Annotated in this window: 24 protein-coding genes; 12 read left to right on the top strand and 12 right to left on the bottom strand. The window is 72.1% G+C overall.

Annotation, left to right across the window (positions count from 1 at the left end):
* The first annotated feature begins 49 nt into the window (after positions 1-49).
* Positions 50-826 carry an MBL fold metallo-hydrolase gene (locus AB0Q90_RS14425; protein WP_363165144.1) on the top strand — a complete coding sequence of 259 codons (777 nt, stop codon included), beginning with the start codon at positions 50-52 and terminating at the stop codon, positions 824-826.
* A gap of 37 nt (positions 827-863) precedes the next feature.
* Here AB0Q90_RS14425 and AB0Q90_RS14430 read toward each other — a convergent pair whose 3' ends face one another.
* A complete protein-coding gene (locus tag AB0Q90_RS14430; RefSeq protein ID WP_363165143.1) occupies positions 864-1313 on the bottom strand; it encodes an FxLYD domain-containing protein in 450 nt (149 codons plus the stop codon).
* Between the two features lie 164 nt (positions 1314-1477).
* Here AB0Q90_RS14430 and AB0Q90_RS14435 point away from each other — a divergent pair, with 164 nt between their 5' ends.
* Together AB0Q90_RS14435 and AB0Q90_RS14440 are read left to right on the top strand one after the other, a co-directional pair.
* A complete protein-coding gene (locus AB0Q90_RS14435) occupies positions 1478-2017 on the top strand; it encodes a hypothetical protein (protein ID WP_363165142.1) in 540 nt (179 codons plus the stop codon).
* 147 nt (positions 2018-2164) lie between these two features.
* The gene (locus AB0Q90_RS14440; protein WP_363165141.1) at positions 2165-4462 is read left to right on the top strand and encodes a LuxR C-terminal-related transcriptional regulator; all 2298 of its coding nucleotides are present in this window, start codon (positions 2165-2167) and stop codon (positions 4460-4462) included.
* A gap of 232 nt (positions 4463-4694) precedes the next feature.
* Here the strand turns inward: AB0Q90_RS14440 and AB0Q90_RS14445 are convergent, their stop codons facing one another.
* Positions 4695-5072, bottom strand: a complete 378-nt coding sequence (locus AB0Q90_RS14445) for a DUF6479 family protein (protein ID WP_363165140.1) — start codon at positions 5070-5072, stop codon at positions 4695-4697.
* Positions 5073-5139: 67 nt separating this feature from the next.
* Positions 5140-5952: a carboxypeptidase regulatory-like domain-containing protein gene (locus AB0Q90_RS14450; protein ID WP_363165139.1), complete on the bottom strand. Its 813-nt coding sequence runs from the start codon at positions 5950-5952 to the stop codon at positions 5140-5142.
* Positions 5953-6186: 234 nt separating this feature from the next.
* Here AB0Q90_RS14450 and AB0Q90_RS14455 point away from each other — a divergent pair, with 234 nt between their 5' ends.
* Positions 6187-8283, top strand: a complete 2097-nt coding sequence (locus tag AB0Q90_RS14455) for a reprolysin-like metallopeptidase (RefSeq protein ID WP_363165138.1) — start codon at positions 6187-6189, stop codon at positions 8281-8283.
* 26 nt (positions 8284-8309) lie between these two features.
* On the opposite strand, the gene AB0Q90_RS14460 is transcribed toward AB0Q90_RS14455, so the two are convergent.
* Together AB0Q90_RS14460 and AB0Q90_RS14465 are read right to left on the bottom strand one after the other, a co-directional pair.
* The gene (locus AB0Q90_RS14460) at positions 8310-8498 is read right to left on the bottom strand and encodes a DUF397 domain-containing protein (RefSeq protein ID WP_363165137.1); all 189 of its coding nucleotides are present in this window, start codon (positions 8496-8498) and stop codon (positions 8310-8312) included.
* Positions 8495-9340 carry a helix-turn-helix transcriptional regulator gene (locus tag AB0Q90_RS14465; RefSeq protein WP_363165136.1) on the bottom strand — a complete coding sequence of 282 codons (846 nt, stop codon included), beginning with the start codon at positions 9338-9340 and terminating at the stop codon, positions 8495-8497. Before AB0Q90_RS14465 ends, AB0Q90_RS14460 begins: the two co-directional genes overlap by 4 nt.
* A gap of 140 nt (positions 9341-9480) precedes the next feature.
* Between AB0Q90_RS14465 and AB0Q90_RS14470 the strand changes: the two genes are divergently transcribed.
* Positions 9481-9921 carry an ATP-binding protein gene (locus tag AB0Q90_RS14470; protein ID WP_363165135.1) on the top strand — a complete coding sequence of 147 codons (441 nt, stop codon included), beginning with the start codon at positions 9481-9483 and terminating at the stop codon, positions 9919-9921.
* Here the strand turns inward: AB0Q90_RS14470 and AB0Q90_RS14475 are convergent.
* Complete coding sequence (locus tag AB0Q90_RS14475; RefSeq protein ID WP_363165134.1) at positions 9918-10883, bottom strand: nucleoside hydrolase; 966 nt, start codon at positions 10881-10883, stop codon at positions 9918-9920. The genes AB0Q90_RS14470 and AB0Q90_RS14475 overlap by 4 nt on opposite strands.
* 169 nt (positions 10884-11052) lie before the next feature.
* On the opposite strand from AB0Q90_RS14475, the gene AB0Q90_RS14480 reads away from it, so the two are divergent.
* Positions 11053-11838, top strand: a complete 786-nt coding sequence (locus AB0Q90_RS14480) for a hypothetical protein (protein WP_363165133.1) — start codon at positions 11053-11055, stop codon at positions 11836-11838.
* A gap of 17 nt (positions 11839-11855) precedes the next feature.
* Here the strand turns inward: AB0Q90_RS14480 and AB0Q90_RS14485 are convergent, their stop codons facing one another.
* The 6 genes from AB0Q90_RS14485 to AB0Q90_RS14510 form a co-directional block, all read right to left on the bottom strand.
* Positions 11856-12782 (bottom strand): LAETG motif-containing sortase-dependent surface protein, encoded by a 927-nt coding sequence (locus tag AB0Q90_RS14485; RefSeq protein WP_363165132.1) that lies wholly within the window; start codon positions 12780-12782, stop codon positions 11856-11858.
* Between the two features lie 350 nt (positions 12783-13132).
* The gene (locus tag AB0Q90_RS14490; protein WP_363165201.1) at positions 13133-13774 is read right to left on the bottom strand and encodes a GAF and ANTAR domain-containing protein; all 642 of its coding nucleotides are present in this window, start codon (positions 13772-13774) and stop codon (positions 13133-13135) included.
* A 223-nt stretch (positions 13775-13997) separates the two neighbouring features.
* Complete coding sequence (locus AB0Q90_RS14495; protein ID WP_363165200.1) at positions 13998-14711, bottom strand: TIGR03943 family protein; 714 nt, start codon at positions 14709-14711, stop codon at positions 13998-14000.
* Complete coding sequence (locus tag AB0Q90_RS14500; protein ID WP_363165131.1) at positions 14708-15700, bottom strand: permease; 993 nt, start codon at positions 15698-15700, stop codon at positions 14708-14710. The genes AB0Q90_RS14495 and AB0Q90_RS14500 overlap by 4 nt, the downstream gene beginning before the upstream one ends.
* Positions 15701-15771: 71 nt before the next feature.
* The gene (locus AB0Q90_RS14505) at positions 15772-17115 is read right to left on the bottom strand and encodes a helix-turn-helix transcriptional regulator (RefSeq protein ID WP_363165130.1); all 1344 of its coding nucleotides are present in this window, start codon (positions 17113-17115) and stop codon (positions 15772-15774) included.
* Between the two features lie 251 nt (positions 17116-17366).
* Entirely contained in the window at positions 17367-18140 is a 774-nt protein-coding gene (locus AB0Q90_RS14510; protein WP_363165129.1) for a helix-turn-helix domain-containing protein, read from the bottom strand.
* A gap of 225 nt (positions 18141-18365) precedes the next feature.
* Between AB0Q90_RS14510 and AB0Q90_RS14515 the strand changes: the two genes are divergently transcribed.
* From AB0Q90_RS14515 to AB0Q90_RS14540, 6 genes are all read left to right on the top strand, one after another.
* Positions 18366-19031 (top strand): DUF4097 family beta strand repeat-containing protein, encoded by a 666-nt coding sequence (locus AB0Q90_RS14515; protein ID WP_363165128.1) that lies wholly within the window; start codon positions 18366-18368, stop codon positions 19029-19031.
* Between the two features lie 22 nt (positions 19032-19053).
* On the top strand, positions 19054-20010 hold the full coding sequence (locus AB0Q90_RS14520) for an ATP-binding cassette domain-containing protein (RefSeq protein ID WP_365733160.1): 957 nt from the start codon (positions 19054-19056) through the stop codon (positions 20008-20010).
* The gene (locus AB0Q90_RS14525) at positions 20007-20792 is read left to right on the top strand and encodes an ABC transporter permease (RefSeq protein ID WP_363162679.1); all 786 of its coding nucleotides are present in this window, start codon (positions 20007-20009) and stop codon (positions 20790-20792) included. The genes AB0Q90_RS14520 and AB0Q90_RS14525 overlap by 4 nt, the downstream gene beginning before the upstream one ends.
* 137 nt (positions 20793-20929) lie before the next feature.
* Positions 20930-22171 carry an amidohydrolase gene (locus AB0Q90_RS14530; protein WP_363162680.1) on the top strand — a complete coding sequence of 414 codons (1242 nt, stop codon included), beginning with the start codon at positions 20930-20932 and terminating at the stop codon, positions 22169-22171.
* 67 nt (positions 22172-22238) lie between these two features.
* Complete coding sequence (locus AB0Q90_RS14535; protein ID WP_363162681.1) at positions 22239-22649, top strand: MerR family transcriptional regulator; 411 nt, start codon at positions 22239-22241, stop codon at positions 22647-22649.
* Positions 22650-22725: 76 nt separating this feature from the next.
* Complete coding sequence (locus tag AB0Q90_RS14540) at positions 22726-23562, top strand: carboxymuconolactone decarboxylase family protein (RefSeq protein ID WP_363162682.1); 837 nt, start codon at positions 22726-22728, stop codon at positions 23560-23562.
* Positions 23563-23572 lie beyond the last annotated feature (10 nt).

The raw sequence follows: 23572 nt of genomic DNA on the forward strand, positions 1-23572 counted from the left end.
GCTACGGTCTCTCACGGATAGACAAACTTCATCCGTGAGGAGCAGGCCCATGTCCACCACTCCCTTCCCCGTCCACGTTCTCGGCGGCCCCACCGCCTTCTTCGAGTACGGCGGCCTGCACTTCCTGACCGACCCGACCTTCGACGACGCCGGCGGCGAGTACGGCCGCCCCGGCCGCCCGACCCTGACCAAGACGGCCGCCACCCCGGTCGCCCCCGCCGAGCTCGGCCGGATCGACGTCGTACTGCTCTCCCACGACGAGCACGCCGACAACCTCGACCACTCCGGCCGCACCCTGCTCGCCGACGTTCCGCTCACCCTCACCACCCCCGGCGGCGGGACCCGGCTCGGCGGCACCGCCAGGGGACTGGCGGACTGGGAGACGGTGGAGCTGGACCGCCCCGGCGGCGGCACCGTGACCGTGACGGCCGTACCGGCGATCCACGGCCCCGGCCCGCGCGAGCAGGTCGAGCCGGTCACCGGCCAGGTCGTCGGCTTCGTCCTGACCGGCGAGGGCCTGCCCACGGTCTACGTCAGCGGCGACAACGCCTCCCTGGACGCCGTCAAGGAGATCGCGAACCGCTTCGGCCCGGTCGACACCGCGATCCTCTTCGCGGGCGCCCCCCGCTTCCCCGTCGTCTTCGACGGCGCCCCCCTCGTCCTCGACAGCGCCCAGGCCGCCGAGGCCGCCCGGATACTCGACGCCCGCCGCGTGGTGCCCGTGCACTACGACAGCTGGGCCCACTTCACCGAGGGCCAGGACGTACTGGTGGAGGCGTTCGCCGCCGCGGGGCTGACCGGGCTGCTGGATCTGGGACAGCGCTGAGGTTCGTGCGGGCGGGCGAGGCTTCCTGACGCCCGCCTCAGTACCGCACCGCCCGCTCCACCTCCGCCTTCACCTCGCCGCTCAGCTCGCGGTGGCTGCGGGCCGTGCCCTTCTTCGACTCCCCCGCCGGGACGTCGGAGACGGTGACGACGACCGCGTCGAGGAGGTTGCCGTCCTCGTCGGTGAAGTCGACCCGTACGGCGAAGGACTTGGCCGAGTCGGCGGTGTTCTCGGCGGTGACCTCGACGGTGGTGCGGCCGTCGGAGGCGGCCGGAGTGCCCAGCGACACGGCGTCCTTGGCGTCGACGCCGTTCTTGATGTCGTCGAGCTCGTCGCCGGCCTCGGACGCGAGGGACTCCGCCGCCGACGCGGCCTTGCTGACGACGCTCGACGGGGTGTCGTCCTCGGAACAGCCGGTCAGCAGGGCCGATCCGGCCAGTACGGCGGCGGCCGCCACGGCCAGACAGCGGATCCGACAGCCGGGCATGGCGCCTCCAGGGGTGTGCGTACGGCACGGGTTCCTCCATTGAAGATCCGCACACGTCGGCCCGCATGCCGGCCCGTCACCCGATCGGCCCACCCCCGTGGTGAGGGCACCCGTCCGCGCGGATGGTGGTCGCAACGACGGACAACAGGAAGCGGGGTACGCCCATGACCCAGCAGCCGCACGCGACACAGCCGCCGACCGGCGGAGAGCAGTCCTCCCAGGTGTGGGGGGAGTCCCACCGCGCGGCCGGACCCGCACCCGACACCGGCGGCTACGGCGGACCTCCCGGGGCCGGCTCCGGCTGGCGGACCGGCGGCATGGTCTTCGCCGGCGTTCTGATGCTCGTCAACGGCTGCCTGGCGATCCTCCAGGGGATCTCCGCGATCGCCGAGGACGACGTCTACGACCGCATCGGGGACTACGTCTACAAGATCAGCCTCACCGGCTGGGGCGTCATCCTGCTCTGCCTGGGCGCCGTGGCCGCGGTGGTCGGCTGGGGCATCCTCCAGGGCGCCTGGTGGGCGAGGATGACCGGTATCTTCCTGGCCTCTCTGAGCATGGTGTTCCACTTCCTCTTCCTGCCCTACCAGCCCGTCTGGTCGGTCCTCATGGTCGCGATCGACTTCTTCGTGATCTGGGCCCTGGCCACGGCTCCCGAACGCCCTGACGCCTCATCGCGCGGTACCGCTTCACCGGCGAAGTGATCCGCTCCGGGGCCCGGCCGCCGTTCTGAGTAGCGGAGCGGGGCCCGGCGTACGTCGCCCGGATTTCCGCTTGCCGTTCACGCAGGGCAGTCGGATGACTACCCTTTGTCGGGTGGCGGACGTCCACGGGACGGCGACGGGGGCGGCATGGGATTCGGCTTCGGGCAGCGGCGCGGCGGGCAACTCCCCGTGGAGCTCACCAGTTTCGTCGGCCGGGCCGACGAACTCGACCTGATCCAGGGGTCCTTGGGACGGTCGAGGCTGGTCACCCTGGTCGGCCCGGGCGGCGTCGGCAAGAGCCGTACGGCGCTGCGGGCCGCCGGTCTTGCCGCCGAGCGGTTCGCCGACGGGGTACGGCTCGTGGAGCTGTCCGCCCTGCACGACCCGGAGTTGATCCCGGCGACGCTGGCCGGGGTGCTGGAGCTGCCCGAGCAGTCCGGGATGAGCACGCTGGACGCGGTCGTGGAACATCTGCGCCGGCGCCGGCTGCTGGTCGTCCTCGACACCTGCGAGCATCTCGTCGACGCGTGCGCCATGCTCTGCGACATCCTGCTGCGCGAGGCGGCCGGGCTGAGCGTCCTCGCCACCAGCCGGCAGCCGCTGGACGTGCCCGGCGAGCACTGCGTGCCCATCCCCCCGCTGCCCGCCGAGGACGCCGTCGACCTGTTCGTGCAGCGGGCCGCCGCGGTGACCGGCGGCGGCCCCCTCACCCCGGCCGACCGCGAGCGCACGCTGGCCCTGGCCGACCGGCTCGACGGCATCCCGCTCGCCCTGGAACTGGCCGCCGTACGGCTGCGTGCCGTGCCGCTCGCGGAGCTGGTCGCCAGGCTCGACCGCCGCTTCGAGGTGCTCACCGGCGGCCGCCGCACCGCCCTCAGCCGCCACCAGACCCTGCGCACGGCGATCGGCTGGTCGCACGAACTGTGCACGCCCCAGGAGCGGTTGCTGTGGGCGCGGCTGTCGGTGTTCGCCGGTTCCTTCGAGCTGTCCACCGCCGAACGGGTCTGCTCGGACGCCGAGTTGCCCCCCGAGCAGGTCGTCGAGGCGCTGATCGGGCTCGTCGACAAGTCCGTCGTGCAGCGCATCGGCGAGGACGGCGGCCGCTACCGGCTGCTGGACACCATCCGCGAGTACGGCGCCGACATGCTCACGCACACCGGCGGCGCCGACGCCGTACGCCGGCGCCACTTCGCCTACTACGAGGAGCTGGCCGGACGCTTCTGGGACGAGTTCGTCAGTCCTGCCCAGGTCCGGCTGTTCCGCGCGTTCCGCGACAACGTCGCCGACGTCCGGGCCGCCCTGGAGTACGGTCTGGCCACCGAGGACCTGGTGGCGGACGCCCTGTGGCTGGCCTCGCGGCTCATGCCGTACTGGCGGGCGGCGGGCACCCTGTCCGAGGGCCGGTACTGGATCGACAAGGGCCTCGACCGCACTCCGCAGGACTGCCCCGAGCGGGCCTGGGGGCTGTTCATGACCGGCGAGAGCGGGGTGTGGACGGGCGACCTGGAGATCGCGCTGGAGCGCTTCCCGCAGGCGCTGGAGGTGGCCCGGCGGGCCGGTGAGGTCCGGGTGGAGCTGTTCGCCGAGGCCTACATCGGCGCGCTGTCGGCGCTCGGCGGGGACGTGGAGGCGGGGCTGGCCGCGTTCGAGGAGTGCCGCGCGAGGATCCTCGCCACGGGCGATGTGCTGGGCATCGGCGTCGTGCACTACGAGGGCGCCCTGCTGCGGGCCGTGCTCGGCGACACCGACGGCGCGATCGAACTGTGCCGTACCGGACTGGAACACCTGGAGGGCACCGGCGACCGCCAGCTGTACGGCTCCACGCTCGCCGCGCAGGGCGTGGTGCTGGCGCTCACGGGGCACTACGAGGAGTCAGCGGGGCTGCTGCGCCGCGGCCTTGAGGCCGCGAGCGAGATCGGCGAAGTACTGGTGGCCGCCCTCGCCTGTCTGGGCCTGGCCTGGCACGCGGCACGGCAGGACCGGCCGGTGCGGGCCTGCTGGCTGCTGGGGTACGCCGAGCACGCGCGGCGGCTGAGCGGCGACCCGGTGACCCTGCTGCCGCGGCTGCTGGAGGAGCAGGAGACGGTGCGCAAGGAGGTGCGGGCGACGCTGGGCGCCGAGGAGTTCGAGCGGTGGCGGGAGACGGGCGCCCGGATGTCGGGGCGGCAGGTCCTGGACGCCGTACGCGCCGACGCGGACGAACCGCCGGGGTCGGGGGAGACCGGGGAGCCACAGGTCCGGCCGGCCGTCCCGGGGCGGCCGCTCGCCGATGTCCTGACCCGGCGCGAGCGCGAGGTCGCGGCGCTGGTGGCGCGGGGGCTGTCCAACCGGGAGATCGCCGAGCGCCTGGTCATCTCCAAGCGCACGGTGGACGCGCACGTCGAGCACATCCTCGCCAAGCTCGGCATCACCTCGCGCACGGAGATCCCCGCGGTGAGTACCTAGGTATCCGGGGCCCGGCGTTTAGGTGTACGGATCTTCGCCGGAACGTGCCGGACCACTCCCCCGGGCACGCCAAGCTTGAACTGCCGCCGGGGACCGGACGTGCGGGTCGCCGGCAGTGCTGGTCAACCCCACGGCTGTCATGGCAAGGGCGCCCGGCACGGACCTCCCCGGCGGCGACACCCCCCGAGTGGGGCTGCCCCTGGTCGGCGGGGCAGCCCCCAAGGGGCAGGACCTATACGTGACCGAGGCCGCCGCTGCCGAAGGATCCGCTGGATCCGGGCAGCCAGCGCTTGCGGTGCTGGTCCTTTCCCGTCCTGCTTCCGGAGTGATGGAGCTGGTACGGCATGAGCCGCTCGCGGCCCTCGGCGTGCGGGACCTCGTCGGGCTCGCGCATCTCCCTGATCTCGTGCACCGCACCGCCTTCGGGCAGCTTCGGCTGCTCCTCCGGGCTGGGGTGCGGCAGCTCCCGGTCCATGACCCTCATGCCGAACTGCACGGCCCACACCAGTGCACCGGCGATGAACAGGCCACCTGCGAAGGCGGCGATCACGTTGAGTACTTCACTCGACGTGGCCGCTTGAGCCGCTGCTACAAACGTCGTCGTACTCATGCCCCAATTATCACCCGATCGGCCGAATAGGCTCCTCGGCGGCGCAGGACAATGGGACAGGCCCCGACTACTGCGCGTTCACCCCGTCCCGCCCCGGCAGCACGCCCCCCGCGCTGTCCGAGAGCGTGGACGGCGTCCCCTCCACGGTGACCGCGATCTGCTCGCTCATCGCGCTGACGCCGTTCAGCGTCGCCGTCGCCTGGAGCAGGCCCGGGCCGGGGGCGAGCGGCTGGGCGGGGACGCAGGACCAGGTGCCGTCGGTGGCGGCGGTCGTGGCGCACACCTCGTTCTCGGCCGCGTCCCGGACGGTGACCTGGGCGCCGGGATAGGCGGTCCCGGCCGCCTCGGGCCGCGCGCCCAGCGGTACGCCCGACGCGGGGCGCAGCAGCGTCGGCGCGGGCAGGCCGACGGTCACGGCGCAGCTGCCGCGGTCCTTCTGGGCGCCGTGCGCGTCGGTCAGCACCATGGCGCAGCCGGTCAGCCGGGTGCCGGGCACCGCGTCCGCTGCCACGGCCAGCACGAACGGGAAGGTACGGTCCCGCCACGGCTCCCCCGCCGAGGAGCCGGTGAAGGTGTACGTGCCGCTGCGCCCGCCGGAGGCGACGGCCCCCCGGTAGCCGCGGGCGTCGAGCGGGGTGCCGGTGACCTCGGCCCGTGCGGGTGCCGTGAGCGTCAGCACGGAGCCGGAGCCGAGCCGGTCCCCGCTGTATCCGGCGACCTCGACCACACCCTGCCGGCCGGGCACGACGGTGACGGCGCCCCACAGGTCACGGCCGCCGTGCGCCGAGGCCGGGCCGCCCGGTGTCACCGCCAGGGCGATGAGCAGCACACAGGCGACGGCAAGCCCGTTGCGGGCGGTGGACTTCCTCGACCTGCTCATCGTCGGCAGAGCTCCTCGCACACATCGGCGGCACGACATCACTGCGTTCGATTCTTGCGGCCCGTTACCCCTGGTGACGCGCCCGGCTCGGCCGTACGGACGAGCACCACCCGTCCGGCGGCGGGCCCACCCCCGCCCCCGGGTGATTCCGGCCCGCACTCGCGCAGACCCACCGCTCGCCCAGTCAAAGATCAACAGCGGAATCGTCCGATGATCAGCCAGGAAGGCGCATACATGACCCGTCACAGACCGGCACCGCCCCGCGCCCGTGCCGTCCGCTGGGCCGGCGGTGTGGCCCTGGGCGCGCTCGTGCTCGCCGCCGCGCCGCCGCCGGCGTCGGCCCAGCAAGCCCCCGCCCCCGCCGCGCTCGGCACGTCCGTGATCACGCCGCCGCAGTGGCCGTATCCCGGCGAGACCGCCGACTCCGGCGAGGAGCACGGCCAGGAGGCGGTGCGGCTGCGGGAGGCGGTGGTGCGCGAAGGCGCGCTCGCCCCGATCTGCGGGCCCTCGGAAGCGGGCCGCGAGGCACGGTTCCCGCTGTTCGACGACACCGTGGTCGAGGTGGCCGAGAAGTACCGGGAGACCATCGACGGGAATCTCGTCTGGCACGGCGAGGTCGAGGGCACCGGCGACCAGACGGTGATCGTCACCCTGTCCGGCGGCTGCGACGACGAACAGGGCAACGAGTACCTCAGCGCCCACTTCATGCTGGGCGGCTCCGTCTACGACATCTCCCCCGACGGCCCGGGCCGGGTCACCGTCAGCGAGGTCACGCCCGTCACGGACGAGGACGACCACGACCCCGTACCGCCGATGTCGCGCCCGGCGGCGCCACCGGCCCCGGACAAGTCCCGTGCGCCCAGGGCCAAGTGCAAGGGCAGCGCGAAGATCGCCGTCATCGACACGCTCGTCGCGTACTCGCCCAAGGCCCGCACCGAGGCGGGCGGCGACAGCCAGATGAAGACGCTGATCGCCAAGGCCGTCTCCCTCGCCAACGACGCCTTCGCCACCAGCGACATCGATGTGCGCGTCCGGCTGGTCGGCACCTCCTACGTCTCCGTCCCGGCCGCCTACGACACGCAGTCCGGCGCCTCCCTCCTCGCCTTCGCCTCCGGGGACGACGGGGTCGTCGACACCCTGCCCACCCTGCGCGACAAGTACGGCGCCGACCAGGTCAGCGTCATCACCGGCGGCAGCGCGATGGGCGGCATCGGCTACACCCCGGAGCAGCCCGGCCCGAGCTGGGCGGACTGGGCGTACACCGTGGTCGCCCGCAACGCGATCACGCACTACTCCTTCGCCCACGAGATCGGCCACAACCTCGGCGCCAACCACGACTGGACGACCGAGCCGAGCCAGCCGAACAACGGCGCCGCCGGCTACTTCCCCAAGAAGGGCGACTGGTCGACGGTGATGGCGTACGAGTCGAGCTGCCGCACCTCCACCAAGGGCAGTTGCGGCCGCATCAACCGTTTCTCCAACGGCACCCAGAAGTACCGGGGCGAGAAGCTCGGCACGTCACTGACCGCCACGCACGCCGCCGACTCCTCCCAGTTCTTCGAGACCTCCGGCAAGGCCGTCGCCGCCTACCGCACCGCGAAGACCGACGACTCCCTGTGCGCCGTGACCACGTCGGTCAGCCCGAAGGGCAAGGGCAGCGTCACCCCGGAGACGAAGGGCCCGTACGCGCAGAACGCCAAGGTCTACTTCACCGCGAAGGCCGCGAAGGGCTACGTCTTCAACTACTGGACCCTCGACGGCAAGAAGCAGTCGTCGAAGAGCACCAAGTTCCAGGTGTCGATCGCGTCGAAGGACCACACCCTGAAGGCCACCTTCAAGAAGGGGACGACGGCCAAGTCCTCAGTCTCGACGAAGACTTCGGGCAGCGGCACGGTGAAGTCCACGAAGTCCGCCAAGCGGGCCCCCGTCGCCGAGGGCACCACACTGCTGTACGAGGCCGTCCCGGCGGCGGGCTGGAGCTTCGCGGGCTGGCGGCTCGACGGCTCCTACGCCGGTGACGACGACGACATCCATCTGGAGGTCGGCGAGGACGACTCCGAACTCACGGCCGTCTTCGAACCGCACGAGCACGGGCTGGATGTGCGCGTGGAGGGCGGCGAGGGCACGATCGCCCTCTCCCAGCCCGGCCCGTACGCCGAGGGCGACACCGTGCACGCCACGGCCGACCCGGCCGACGGCTTCGTCTTCGTCGACTGGCTGCTCGACGGCGAGCCCTACGGCGGCGACGAGAGCCGTGAGCTGGGCGAGACGGCGGTGTCCTTCGCGGACGACCGCGGCCACACTCTGACGGCGCTGCTCCAGCCGGAGTGACCGACCCCGGCCCTCGCCTGGCGCCCCTACCGGCCCGAGGCGTACGCGACGAAGTCCGCCCAGGCCGTGGGCGGGAACGTCAGGCGGGGGCCGGTGGTGTTCTTGGAGTCACGGATGTGGATGGTGGTGGGGGTGGGGGCGATCTCGATGCAGTCGCCGGGTGCGCTGCTGTCGCTGTAGCTGCTCTTGAACCAGTGGAGTTCCGTGGCACTCATAGTCTCTCCAGCACTTGCTCGATGAAGGCCAGCGACTCCCCGGGGGTGAGAGCCTGCGCCCGGATCATTCCATACCTCAATTCAAGGATACGAAGATCCCTGAGGCTGGAGACCGGACGACCGTTGAACGCACCGTCGGAACGCCCAACCCCCGTGCCATCAGCGAACTTCAGCACCTGGACCAGACCGTCCATCCCGGCATGGCCTTCTCTGTCGGTCGGCATGACCTGAAGCGTGACGTTCCACAACTGCCCTAGCTCAAGCAGGTGTTCGAGCTGCTGGCGTAGCACCACCTTCCCACCGATGGGGCGTTCCAGCGTCACTTGTTCCTGGACAAAGCTGAGCGTCGGAGCGGGATCCCGCTCGAAGATCGACTTCCGAGCCATACGCGCGACCGTCTGCCGCTCCACCTCGCCGGGCGAATACGGGGGCTGCCGCGTCCCATACAGCGCCCGCGCATACTCCGAGGTCTGCAACAACCCCTGGATGTTGTGGTTGCTGTACTGCATCAGGTCGACCGCCCGGTCCTCCAGCGCTTTCAGCTCCCGCACCTTCATGGGATACCGGGCCTTCTTCATATCGTCCATGAACCACCGGAGACGCCCCCCGGCGCTCAACTGATCGTCCGCCTGGTCCAGAAACTCCGGCCGAGGAATCCGCGCCCCCCGCTCGATCTTGCGGATCATGTCCTCGCCGTACCCCATGGCACCGGCGAAGTCGGCCACCCGCATGCCACGGGTCTCCCGGCAGGACCTCACCAGCCGCCCCACCGCCTCCACCAACGGCGCGACCTCGTCTCCCGGTTCGAGGTCCCAACCCGCCTCGTCCACGCCCTCGTTCATCGCCACCCACCTCCAACGCGCACCCGTACCCGCACAACACGCAAGACAGCCGAGACAACGCGAGACAACGACAGGACAGTCCGAGCACGCACCGGCGTCATCGCAGCTCAAGGCAAGCACGGTCCGCCACGCTGAGTGACATGGACCAGGAGACCGTTGCCCCTGAAAATCAACTCACCCACCACATCCGCAACTTCAGCATCCCCCTGTCCCCCACACCCCGAGGCGCCCGCCTCGCGCGCCTGCTCGCCGTAGAGCAACTGCGGGCATGGGAGCTGCCGTCGGACCCAGCGGAGCGAATCGTCGCCGAGCTCGCCGCCAACGCGGCCACGCACGGACGCGTGCCGGGACGCGACTTCCGGCTCACGCTCTACGTCGTCGGCGGCGTCCTCCGTATCGAGGTGACGGACACGCGTGGGGACCGGCTGCCGTATGCCGGAGACGTGAACCCCACCGCCGAGTCGGGCCGTGGGCTGATCGTCGTGGATGCCCTGGCGGACCGGTGGGGCGTGGCCGTGGGGCCGCCGCCCCGTAAGACGGTCTGGGCCGAGGTGGGCGTCGCGGTCGCGACGGCCTACTAGACGCCTTCCACCGCCGACAGCCACAGCTTCACGTACCGCTGCACGTCCACGTCCAACGCCACGTCCACCAGGGTCTGTTCGCGTTCACCCTCGTGGATCTCGGACTCGCCGGGGCGGGGGCGGCGGTCGACGACGGTCTGGCCGCGGGTGGGGCCGGGGGCCAGCGAGACCTCGACCGGGAGGAGTTCGGTGGTCAGGCCGCCCGGGTCGACGACCGCGCAGACCGCGCCCGCGTCGCCGATGCCGCCGCCGGGGTCGTCGCCGTCGGCGTCCGGAGTGGCGGGGCGGTGGGAGAGGAGGTCGCCGGCCAGCCGGAGGGCCGGGTCGGAGCTTGCGCGCAGGCGTCGTACGTCCGCGCCCGGGACGACGACCTGCGTGAAGACGTCCAGGCCGTACATCGTGATCGGCACCCCGGCGGTGAGGAGGATCGCGGTCGCCTCCGGGTCGTGCCAGACGTTGAACTCGGCGACGGCGGTGGCGTTTCCGGTGGCGACGGCGCCGCCCATGAACACAATCCGCTCGATGTTGCGGACGACCTCCGGGTGCGTACGCAGCAGGAGCGCGATGTTGGTGGCGGGGGCGGTCGGGATGAGCGTGACCGGGCGGGGCGAGGCGAGGATCTCCTGGCGCAGCAGGCTCACCGCGTCCATGTCGACGGGGCGGCGGGTCGGCGCGGCCAGCCCCAGGTCGCCCATGCCGTCCTCGCCGTGCACATGCCGGGCCACGCGCACGGGCTCGATCAGCGGGCGCTGGGCACCCCGGGCGACGGGGATGTCACCGGCCCCGGCGCACTCCAGCACGGTCAGGGTGTTGCGGACGACGCCGTCGACGTCGGTGTTCCCCGCCACGCAGGTCACCGCGCGCACGTCGAGAGCCGGGTGCCGTACGGCGAACAGCAGGGCCAGGGCGTCGTCGACACCGGTGTCGCAGTCGATGATCACCGGGATGGGCTGACCGGTCACGGCGGGCTCCCTCTTCGACGGGCATCTGTACGGCTTCGACATTACGCACCCTGCCCCCACCCGGCCCTGCCCCGCTCACCCGGACGGACCGGCGCACTGGTGGACACCTCCGCTCGATGGTGCCTTGAAAGCACGCACTTCGATCTTGGCAGCCCCAGGAGGCCCACCCATGCCCCGACCCCCGGTCCGCGTCCTCACCGCCTCGGCCCTCGCCCTGGGCGCACTGCTGACCGCGACCGCCTGTTCCGCGGGCGGGACGGAGGCCGGGACGGCGGCCAAGTCCCCCGCGGCCTCGCGCACTCCCTCCCCGAGCGCCGCGCCGCCGTCGCCGTCGGCCGCCACCACCCTCAGCGAGGCGCAGGCGCAGGCGGCGCTGATCACCGAGGCCGATCTGGGCGAGCCGTGGTCGGCCACGCAGGGGGCGGCCACCTGGCGGGACGGCATGCTCAAGGCGAGCACCGACAACGCGGACTGCCGGCGGCTGCTGGACGCCCTGTACGCCGAGAAGCTGTTCGGCGCGGACGCCCGTGCGAGCGCGGTGACCGGCCTCGACGACGACTGGGACGGGGCCCAGATGCGCTACCAGGTCGTCGCCCATCCGCCGGCGGAGGTGGACCGCACGCTGGCCTGGCTGAAGAAGCTGCCCAAGAAGTGCGGGGAGTTCACGGCGGTGACCGGCACCGGCGCCCTGGAGTGGGTCGAGGTCGCCGAGACGGAGCTCCCGGAGGTGGGCGACGCCCGCCAGGGCCTGCGCGTCACGGTGGCCGCCGCGACGGAGGACGGCGACGGGCCCGTGCTCACCCTGGACCTCGCCGCGGTCCGCGTGGGCGAGGACACGATCGTCCTCACCAACGGCGGCCTCGGCGAGGTCCCCTCCGACGCCACCTGGGCGGCCACGGAACTGGGCGCCGAGCGGCTGGCGGAGGTGCGCAAGCAGGGGCGGGCGCAGGTCTGACCGCGCCCGCCCGGGTGCTACGACCGCGAGGCCCGCCGGCGCCGCGTGGCCAGCACGATCGCCCCGCCGCCCGCGAGCAGGACCGCCGCGCCGATGGTGATCGGCAGGGTGCTGCTGTCGGCGCCCGTCTCCGCGAGGTCGCCACCGCCGCCGTCCGGGGTGGGAGCCGGGGCGGTGGTGGACTCCGAGGCGGACGGGGTCGGGGAGGGGCTGTCGGTCGACGAGCTCGGCTTCGGCTCCTCCGGGGTCTCCGACGGGGTGTCCGAGTCCGGGGTGGACTCGCTCGGCGTCGGCGTCGGGGTGGCCGGCGGCGTGGACTGCGTCGTCGTGCAGTCCTTCGTGCCGCCGTTCCAGGCCGCGATCAGCTTGTCCTTGATGACCGGGCGGTCCGGGCCCTTGGGCAGTTCGCCGTGCTCGAAGCCGTCGTTCGCGTCCAGGTTGCCGTCGAACTTCACCGCGCCCCGGTAGAGGTCGACCTGCGCGAAGCAGCCCGCGTCGGGCACGGCGATGTCGAGGGAGTCCGTCTGGCCGGGCTTGACCGTGACCGTGTCGAAGTCGACGAAGATCTGCTCGCCGGAGGTGGCGAAGGTGGCGCCGTGGGCGAGGTAGGAGGCGAGCGAGGCGGTGCAGGTCGTGGCGTCACCGGCGGCGCGGACCTGAATGTGCACCTTGCCGTCGTCGGTCGGCTTCAGGTTCTGGTCGTCGACCTTGACCGAGTCGAAGAAGTCGGTGCCGTTCAGCGAGAACTGGCAGCGGTCGTTGGCGGTCTCGGTGCCCGCGCCGGTCCCGGGCTGGTACTGGCCCCCCGACTTCCAGCCGTCGCCGCCCGGAGTGCCGGTGGCAAAGGCGCCGGAGGCTCCGGCGACACTGGCGGCGCACAGGGCGAGCGACACGGCGCCCGTCCCCAGCAGGCGTCGTGCGATGACACGTCTCGCTATCGACATGCGGTTCCCCATCTTGATACGAGCAGAGCCCGGGTGACGGCAGGCGGGCAGCGCGCCATGGCGGCGGGGCCGTGCCGTTCCGGGGGGTGGTCGAAAGAAACACTGGGCTCATTGGTCATATGCGCCACAGCGTGAGGCCCATGGTGGTCATGACCTGTTTCCCTGTCAACCAGCGGGAACAGCACGGAAGTTCGAGCACCCTCACCTTTTCGCCACAGAAGGAATCTTCCGCTCCGCACGGGGTCGGCGGTGAGCGGATCCGCCGGATTTCCCGACCACCCCGGGCACGACCACCACACCCGCCGTCTCGGCGACCGGCGACTTCGTCGACGTGCAGTAACGGCGTACGTTCACTCCCGTTCCAGCCGCACCCGGTGCCCGACCACCTCCCGGGCCACCTCCGTCGCCGTGCGGCCGTGGGAGTAGGCGTGGGCGCGCAGGCGGGCCAGGGCCTCGTCGGCGGCGACGCCGAGCTGGGCCATGAGCATGCCGATGGCCTGGTAGAGGCGGTCGTGCTCGGCAGCCAGGCCGTCCAGCCAGCCGTCCTCCGGGTCGGCGTCCGCCGCTTCGCGCGAGAGCGCCATCAGGGCCACCGTCATGGACGCGGCCAGGGCGCGCGCGGTGCGCAGCTGCTCGGCGGTGAGCCCGCCGGGGGTGTCGCGGTAGAGGTCGAGCGTGCCCACGCACACCGTCTCGTCGCCGAGCGGCAGCGAGTACGCGGCCTGCACCCCGGCCGCCGTCGCCAGTTCGGCGAAGAACGGCCAGCGGTCGACGTCCTGGCCGCCCGTCAGATCGCAGGCGAGCACGGGCGCCCTGCTGCGCACGGCGCTCTGCGCCGGCCCCTCGCCCAAGGTGGCCTGGATCTCCGTCACATACGCGGCCTGCGGGCTGCTCGCGCCCAGCTGCACCGGCAGGTCGTCGCTGTACAGCGAGACGCTGGCACCGGTGACCGGGAGCAGCTCGGCCGCGACGGCACACAGCCGGCGTGGCATCTCGCGGACCGCCGACCGGCCGGCGTGATCGGGATCGTGTCCTGCGCTCCTGGGAGGCACGGCAACCGCCTCCTCACACGCCTCCAGCGCGGTCTCCCTCGTCGACTCCGCCCGACTACCCGCAGCCCACCTGCCGAAACCCGGCGTACGCACCCCGTGCGCCGGGCGCGCCAAGCGCCCCTTGAGGGCGTTGCCGAACCGCAGTGGACTTCACCCGGCCTGCTCAGCGCTTCTCGTACGGGTTCGCCGGCTGATCGATCCGCCGGACGGAGGCCGCGTCGAGAACGGGCGGCCACGCGTCGTCGCTGCCCAGCTCGCCCTCGGGCCGCCAGGTGCCGGTGACGGTGATCCAGGTGTCGTCCGGCGGAGCGTCCGCCCCACGGATCTCGACCTTGCTCGTGGTCACGTCGGCGGCGCAGCAGGAGACCAGGAGCCGGGTGACGTACCAGGCGCCGTCGGCGTCGTGCGTGACGAACCCGGTCAGCCGGACCGTGCGCCCCTTCAGCGACCGTTCGCTGTCGTAGACCGCCCGGGAGGTGAACTCGCCGAGGGGCAGCTCGACCGGGTCCGCCGAGGGCAGCGCCGGGAAGGTGCCGATGCCCTGCGCCGCACGGTCGGCCGCCTCGCGTTCGGCGCTGTAGGAGCCGAGGGCGGGCGGCGGGAACAGCAGCAGGGCGAGGGCCGGGAGGGTGAGGAGCCAGGCGACACGGGGGCCGGCGGGGCCGTGGTGGTGGCCGTGGCCGTCGTCCTCGTACGCCCCCTGCCGTCGCGTCATCGCCGACACCGCGCCCAGCAGCACCAGGGCCACGCCGGACACGATCAGGTACGGACGCAGGCCGGGCTGCACGTATCGCAGGTACAGGTCGCTGAAGAGCGAGATCCGCAGGACAGCGCCGCCGGTGAGCAGCAGCAGCGCGGCCGGTCCGTAGCGCCTCACAGCAGCCACCACCCCACCAGCGCACTGCTCGCCACCGCGACCACCCAGGTCGCCGAGGCGAACCGGACGGCGAAGGCCCGTCCGAAGGTGCCGGTCTGCAACGCGATCAGTTTCAGGTCGACCATGGGGCCGACCACCATGAACGCCAGCCGTGCGGTCGGCGAGAAGCCGGACAGGGACGCGGCGACGAACGCGTCCGCCTCGCTGCACACGCACAGCACCACGGCGAGCAGCGCCAGCAGCAGGACGGACGCCCAGCCGGGAACGTCCAGCAGCGAGCTCGGTACGGCGATGTCGAAGGTGGCCGCCGCTGCCGCGCCCACCACGAGGAAGCCGCCCGCGTGCAGGAAGTCGTGCTGGAGTCCGGCGGTGAAGGCGCGCAGGCCTCCGCTGTGCGGGACGTGGCGGGGGCGCGGGCGCAGCCACTCGGCGCGGCCGAAGCGGGCCCACAGCCAGCCCATCACCACCGCCGCGGCCAGTGAGGCGAGAAGCCGGCCCAGCACCATCTCGGGCTGTCCGGGGAAGGCGACGGAGGTGGCGACGAGTACGACCGGGTTGATCGCGGGCGCCGAGAGGAGGAAGGCGAGGGCCGCCGCGGGGGCCACGCCGCGCCGCATCAGGCTGTCGGCGACCGGCACGGAGGCGCACTCGCAGCCCGGCAGGACGACCCCGGCCGCCCCGGCGACCGGGACGGCGAGGGCCTGGTTGCGCGGCAGCAGCTTGGTGAACACCCGCTCGGGCACGAACGCGCCGATCGCCGCCGACACCACCGTGCCGAGCAGCAGGAACGGCACGCCCTGGACGGCGATGGCGGTGAACACCGTCCACCAGGCGGCGACCGGCGGCGTGTACAGGTCGAGCGCGAGCATCGGCCCGAGCACGGAGAGGACCGTGGCGATGGCGAGCAGCGCGGTGCCGCCGACGACCGCGTAGACCAGCGCGCGCACGCCGAGGCGCAGGCCGTCGGCCACTGTCCGTTGGTTCTCCACGCGCCTGTCCCGCTCGTCCGGATGCTCCCGCGCAGGCTAACCGGTCCCGGCTGTGTCCCGGCCCGGGATCCTCACAGAGGAGGCTGTGCGGGCGCGGGCCCGAGGGTGGTCGTACCGGGCGCCGTACGGTGCCCGAGCCCCGTCCGGTACGCGTCCAGCGCCGCCTCCACCCGGCCGGTGCGGCGCAGCAGGTCGCCCAGCAGCCGGCACAGGTCGGCCAGGTCACCGGCCGCGCCCGCGCGCTCCAGCAGGCTCAGGGCGCGGACGTAGTGCTCCTCGGCGGCCTCGGTGTCGCGGGCGTCCTCGGCGATGATGCCGAGCAGGCGGTGGGCGGCGGCGGAGTGCAGGGCGCCCCGTTCGGGGCTGAGCTCGCTGAGCACCTCGTGCAGCAGGTCGGCGGCCTCCGCGGACCGGCCGCGGCGGTGCAGTACGTCGGCCAGCTCGACGGCGACCTGGCTGGTGTAGAGGGCGGCCCGCTTGGCGGAGAGCATCTCCCGGGCCTGGCGCAACTCGGCCTCGGCGCGCTCCAGTTCGCCGTTCTGGGCGCAGACGTAGCCGCGCATCCAGTGGCAGTTGGCGAGTTCGGTACGGATCTGGAGGCCGCGGTAGAGCTCGGCGGCCTTGGCCAGGGAGGCGTCGGCCTCGGCGATCCGGCCCTCGGCGAGCAGGGTGCGGGCGACCGAGCGGTGCATCCGGGCCACCAGGGCCGGGTCGCCGGCCTGGGGAGCGAGGGCGAGGGCGAGTTCGGCGGCCTGGGCGGCGCGGGCGTGGGCGCCCATGTCCATGTAGGGGCCGATGACGCTGGCGTAGAGCAGGAGCAGCGCGTCGGGGTCGTGCAGTCCGCCGCGGTTCAGCTCGTCGAGGGTGGACTCCAGCAGGTAGACGGCGTACCGGAGTTCACCGGCCAGGTAGTGGGTGACGGCGCGGCCGCGCAGGGCGGGGACGCGGGCCGTCAGGGGGGCGTCGGCGAGGGCCTCCTCCGCCTGTTCGAAGTGGCGGCGGGCGGTGTCCAGGTCGCCGGTGTCGATGCCGCACTCGCCGAGGCCGAGCAGGGCGGCGGCCCGCTCCTCGGCGAGCTGGTGGCCCTCGGCCTGGGTGAGCACCGCCGCGAACGCCTCGGTCGCCGCCTCGGTGGCGCCGGTGGCCAGGGTGCGCTGGGCGCCGGTCAGCTGCAGCCGCAGCTCGGTGGCGAGGCGGGCCGGGCGTCCGGTGGTCAGCTCGTCGTAGGCGATGCCGAGCCGCTGGGCGATGTGCCGGAGCGCCTCGTCGGAGGGGCGGACCCGGCCGGCCTCCAGGGTGGAGATGTACGCGGGCGTGTACGCCGGTTCCGCCAACTGCTTCTGGGTCAGCCCGCGTTCGGCCCGCAACTGCTGCACCCTGCGCCCGATGGTCAACGGGTCGTCGCGGTCCGACATCGCCCAACTCCCCTGGTGCCTCTTGCCGTTCGACTCCGACAGCCCCTAGGTTAAACCGCGGATTAAGTCTGATTACCAGGAACGCTTAATACATCACGTCAACACCGCTGCTGCGAGGTCGCCGTGCTCGAACGCACCAGCACCACCGAGCGTTACGCCCGAGGCATCGTCGCCGCCGTGGTGGCCGTCGCGACCCTGGTCCTGGCGGCCAACGCGGGCCCGGCCCGCGCGGCGGACCCGCGGCCGGCCACTCAGTCGTCGGTGTCGTCCGGGTCCGATTCGGGCCGCACTTCGGACTGAGCTCCGGGCTGAGCTTCTGGCTGTACGTACAGGATGTCGCGGGCCTGTTCCGCGGCCCGCATGATGCTCTCGCCGACGAAGTCCATGAAGCGGGCGATGTTCTCCAGACGGACGGCGGCCGGCGTGCCGGGGCCGAGGACGCCGACGCCCTGCCGTGCGGTCTCGGCGAGTTCGGCGTTGGACCGGGCGGCGGCGACCATCGAGTCGTACCAGACACCGGCGTTGATGAGGTAGCGCTCGCGGCGGCCCTCGCCGCGCTCCCGGGCGACGAGGCCCTGGCCCTCCAGGAACGTGATCGCCTTGGAGACGGACGCCGGGCTGACCTGGAGGCGCTCGACGAGTTCGGACGCGGTCAGACTGCCCGCGTCGGTGGTGAACAGGGCGGTCATCACCTTGGACATTATCTTCGGCACGCCCTGCTTCATGAGGAGCGTGGTGAACGCCTCCTCGTACTCGGCCACCGCCTCGGCGTCCCGCCCGTGGGCCAGTTCGGGCGCCTTCGCCACCCGGGGCGCGGTCTGCCTGCGCTGGTGGGCGCGGCGCTCGGTGGCGCGGTGGGCCAGGTCGGCGCGGTAGCCGCTGGGGCCGCCGTTGCGCATCACCTCACGCGTGACGGTCGAGGTGGGGCGCTCCAGACGTCTGGCGATCTCCGCGTAGGCGAGGCCGTCGGCCAGCCCCAGCGCGATCTGCTGGCGTTCCTGCTGGGTGAGTCTGCCTCCCGGCATCGCGGTCTCCTTCGTGGTTCTCGGGTGACGGCACCATAGCGTTCATTCCCACACCATTGCAACGCACCGGGCGCGTGTCGTTGCGTTGAATTCACATCCGTTGCAATGATTTCCGGGCTTCCACCTGCGGAGATACCCATTCCGCGCAACGACATGCTTGCCGCATCCGCGAACGCAACGTAGCTTTTCCATCGTCGGAAACAGCAGCGAGCACAGGAGAGAACAATGCAGAACTTCAACACCCCCGCCCCGATCTCCACCGTCCTCGACATCCCCGCCGGACGCATCCAGTTCATCGCCGCCGACCGCACCGACACCACCGTCGAGGTCCGGCCCGCCAACCCCACCAAGAGCCGCGACCTGAAGGCGGCGGAGAAGGTCGAGGTCGCCTACGCCGACGGCGTACTGCGGATCAAGGCCCCGGAAGCCAAGAACCAGTACTTCGGCCCCTCCGGCTCCGTCGAGGTCACCGTCCAGCTGCCGGCCGGCTCCCGCGTCGAGGCGAAGGCGGCCGCCGCCGAACTGCGCGGCGTCGGACGCCTCGGCGACATCGTCTTCGACGGCGCGGACGGCGCCGTCAAGATCGACGAGGCCGCGAGCCTGCACCTGACCGCCTACGGCGACGTCTCGGTCGGCCGCCTCAACGGCCCCGGCGAGATCAGCACCCAGAAGGGCGACATCCGCATCGGCGAGGCGGTACGCGGCACGGTCACCCTCACCACGCAGATGGGCGACGTCTCGGTCGGCGCCGCCCGCGGAGTCTCCGCCTCCCTGGACGCGGGCACCGGCTACGGCCGCATCAACAACGCGCTCAAGAACGCCGACGGCACCGCCGCCCTGACCATCACCGCGACCACCTCCCACGGCGACATCACCGCCCGCAGCCTCTGACTCTCCCGAAGGAGCCCCTCTCATGACCAACCTGGCCATCGCGGCACACGGGTTGCACAAGTCCTACGGCGACAAGGTCGTCCTCGACGGCATCGATATCACCGTCCCGGAAGGCACGGTCTTCTCCCTGCTCGGCCCCAACGGCGCCGGCAAGACCACCGCCGTCAAGATCCTCTCCACGCTCATCGGCGCCGACGCGGGCGACCTCCGCGTCGGCGGCCACGACCTCGCCACCGACCCGCAGGCGGTCCGCGCCTCGATCGGCGTCACCGGCCAGTTCTCCGCGGTCGACGGCCTGATCACCGGCGAGGAGAACATGCTCCTCATGGCGGACCTGCACCACCTGCCCAAGCAGGAGGGCCGCCGGGTCGCCGCCGAACTGCTGGAACGCTTCGACCTGCTGGACGCCGCGAACAAGCCCGCCTCCACCTATTCCGGCGGCATGAAGCGCCGCCTCGACATCGCCATGACCCTGGTCGGCAACCCCCGGATCATCTTCCTCGACGAGCCGACCACCGGCCTGGACCCGCGCTCCCGCCACAACATGTGGCAGATCATCCGCGAACTCGTCTCCGACGGCGTCACCGTCTTCCTCACCACCCAGTACCTGGAAGAGGCCGACGAACTCGCCGACCGCATCGCCGTCCTGAACGACGGAAAGATCGCCGCCGAAGGCACCGCGGAGGAGCTGAAGCGCCTCATCCCCGGCGGACACGTCCGCCTCCGCTTCACCGACCCCGACGCCTACCAGTCCGCCGCCACCGCCCTGCGCGAGACGACCCGCGACGACGAGTCGCTGTCGTTGCAGATCCCCTCCGGCGGCAGCCAGCGCGAGCTGCGCGCCATCCTCGACCGGCTGGATGCCTCCGGCATCGAGGCGGACGAACTGACCGTGCACACCCCCGACCTCGACGACGTCTTCTTCGCCCTCACCGCCGGCGCCGACGTCCCCCACCAGTCCAAGGAGACCGTCCGATGAGCACCTTCTCCCTCGCCGTCCGCGACTCCTCCACCATGCTGCGCCGCAACCTCCTGCACGCCCGGCGCTACCCGTCGCTCACCCTGAACCTGCTGCTCACGCCGATCATGCTGTTGCTGCTGTTCGTCTACATCTTCGGCGACACGATGAGCGCGGGGATCGGCGGCGGGGACCGCTCCGACTACATCGCCTACCTCGTCCCCGGCCTGCTGCTGATGACCATCGGCTCCACCACGATCGGAACGGCGGTCTCCGTCTCCAACGACATGACCGAGGGCATCATCGCCCGGTTCCGCACGATGGCGATCCACCGTCCGTCGGTCCTCGTCGGCCACGTCGTCGGCAGCGTGCTCCAGTCGATCGTCAGCGTGGTCCTGGTCGGAGCCGTCGGCGTGGCCATCGGCTTCCGCTCCACCGACGCCACGCTGCTGGAGTGGCTGGCGGCCTTCGGACTGCTGGCCCTGTTCGCCCTGGCGCTCACCTGGATCGCCGTAGGCATGGGCCTGATCAGCCCGAACGCCGAGGCCGCCAGCAACAACGCCCTGCCCCTGATCTTCCTGCCGCTCATCTCCAGCACCTTCGTGCCGGTCGACGCGATGCCGGGCTGGTTCCAGCCGATCGCCGAGTACCAGCCCTTCACCCCGGCCATCGAAACCCTGCGCGGCCTGCTCCTCGGCACCGAGATCGGCCACAACGGCTGGCTCGCCCTCGCCTGGTGCCTCGGCCTCGCCGTCCTCGGCTACTTCTGGTCGACCTCGAAGTTCAACAACGACCAGAAGTAACCGCCATGACAACGCGGGCCGCACCCGCACCCCGTCCCACCCCAGGGCGGCGTACACCGACACCACGTCGGAGTGCGCCGCCCCGTTCGTATGCGACCGAGTGGTGGCGCGGACGCACGGATGACACCCTGACCGCCATGACGTCTGCTGCCTCCCGCACCGCACTGGACCTCACCGCCGACCTCCCGCTGCCCGCGCTGGAGGACTTCTACCGGGATCTGCACCGGCACCCCGAACTGTCCTTCCAGGAGCACCGCACGGCGGGCCGGCTGGCCGGGCGGCTCAGGGGGGCCGGGTACGAGACGGCCGAGGGCATCGGCGGCACCGGAGTGGTCGGGCTGCTGCGCAACGGTGACGGGCCGACCGTGCTGCTGCGCGCCGACATGGACGCGCTGCCGGTCACCGAGCTGACCGGACTGCCGTACGCCTCGCGGACGGACGGCGTGATGCACGCCTGCGGGCACGATCTGCACGTCACCTGGCTGGTGGGCGCGGCCGAGGCGCTGGCCGCGGGGCGGGACGCCTGGGCCGGGACGCTGCTGGTGGTCGGGCAGCCCGCCGAGGAGTCCGGCGGCGGCGCCGCGGCGATGGTCGCGGACGGGCTCTACGACCGCTTTCCGCGCCCGGACGTCCTGCTCGGCCAGCATGCCGCGCCGGGACCGGTGGGCCGGATCGCGCACGTTCCGGGGCTGATTCTGTCGGCGACCACGGACGTCGAGATCGTGGTGCACGGGCGGGGCGGGCACGGGTCCAGGCCCGAGACGACCGTCGATCCGGTGGTGACAGCCGCCTTCCTGGTGACCCGGCTCCAGACCGTCGTCAGCCGGGAGCTGGCCGCACGGGAGCAGGCCGTGCTGACCGTCGGCCGGATCGAGGCGGGCACGGCCCCCAACATCATCCCCTCCACGGCACGTATCTCCCTCAACCTCCGTACGCACTCCGAGGAGGTCCGGGACCGGATGGTCGCCGCCATCCGCCGTATCGCCGAGGGCGAGTGCCTGGCCGCGGGCTGCCCGCGCGAGCCGGAGGTACGGATCGGCGGCGAGTTCCCGGTGACGGTGAACGACGCCGCCACCGACCGCCGGACCGCCGCCGTGCACCGGGAGGTCTTCGGCGCGGACGCCGTGTTCGACCCGGGCCCGGCGATGGGCAGCGAGGACTTCCCGCATCTCGCGGACGGCAAGGTCCCGTACTCCTACTGGTTCGTGACGAGCACTCCGGACGAGGTGTGGAACGCGGCGCCCGGCGAGGACGTACTGGCACGCTCCGAGTCCGTGCCCAGCAACCACAGCCCGAACTTCGCGCCGGACCTCGCCACCGTGACGCCGGGGGTGCGGGCGCTGGTGTCGGGAGCGCTGGCCGTGCTGTCGGGGGCGTGACCCGGCTCCCGGGCATGCCTCGACGTTCCCTTGCGATGAAGCGCGCTTCAAGTCATACGGTCGTCGTGTGGCGACCGACCGGATCGACGGGACTCTGAGCATCGGCGAGACGTCCGAGCTGACCGGACTCAGCCCTTCCACTCTCCGCTACTACGAGCGCATCGGGCTGATCGACGGGGTGAAGCGCGGGCCGGACGGACGGCGCCGTTATCAGGCGGCGGATCTGGCCTGGATGGCGTTTCTGCTGCGGCTGCGGACGACCGGGATGCCCATCCAGGGGATGTTGGCCTTCGCGGAGCTGCGCCGGGGCGGAGACGCCACCGCACGGGCGCGGCTGGAGCTGTTGCGGAGGCACCAGGCGCAGGTCAGGGAGGAGTACGAGGCCGTCATGCGCAGCCTCGACGCCATCGACGACAAGATCGCGCACTACGAACGGCTGGTGGAGGAGCGGGATGGGGACAGCGGACGAGAGGCGTGAGGTACGGCGGGGGGACGAGGCGGGCAGGGGCAGGCGGGCCTTCCTGCGGTACGGAGCTGTGGGAGGGGTCGGCGCGATGGCGGCCACCCTGACGCCGGGCGTGGCGGTTGCCGACAGCGCGAATGGCGGGCCGTCCGAGCGGTACGTGCGGGGCGCTGCCCGTATGAAGGAGATCGCCGGGGAGGACGCCCTCGCCACGGTGGAGGCGCTGGAGGACATCGCCCCGGACCTGGGGCGCTTCGTGGTCGAGTTCGCGTACGGCGATGTGCACGCACGGCCCGGACTCGACGTGGCGCAACGGCAGTTGGTGACCATCGGCGCACTGACCGCCGCCGGGGACACGGCCCCGCAGTTGCGGTTCCACATCGGCGCGGCGCTGCATGTCGGACTGGACGCGGCGCATGTGGTGGAGGCGCTGATCCAGCTGGTTCCCTTCTCGGGGTTCCCGCGGACGCTCAACGCGCTGGCCGCCGCGCGTACCGTGTTCGAGGAGCGAGGCGTACGCGTCGAGCCGATTGTGGTCGAGCCCGGCGGGGACCGTTACGCGCGGGGCGAGGACAAACTGCGGGAGGTCGACGGCGAGCACGGCGTCGAGGTGATCGAGTCCCTGAACGACGTGGCGCCGGATCTCGGCCGGTACATCGTCGAGTTCGTCTTCGGGGACGTCTACCCCCGGCCGGGGCTCGACCTGCGGCAACGGCAGCTTGTCACGCTGGGCGGACTGATCGCCTTCGGCGATACGGCACCCCAGCAGAAGGTGCACTTCAACGCCGCGCTCAGGGTGGGACTCACACCGCAGCAGGTGATCGAGACGGTCATCCAGGCCGTCCCGTACACGGGGTTCCCCCGCGCGCTCAATGCCGTCGGTGTCCTGCGCGAGGTCTTCGAGGAGCGCGGGATCCGCCCCGTCTGACCGGTACGAG

The organism is Streptomyces sp. NPDC079141 (assembly GCF_040686775.1).
GTDB lineage: Bacteria > Actinomycetota > Actinomycetes > Streptomycetales > Streptomycetaceae > Streptomyces.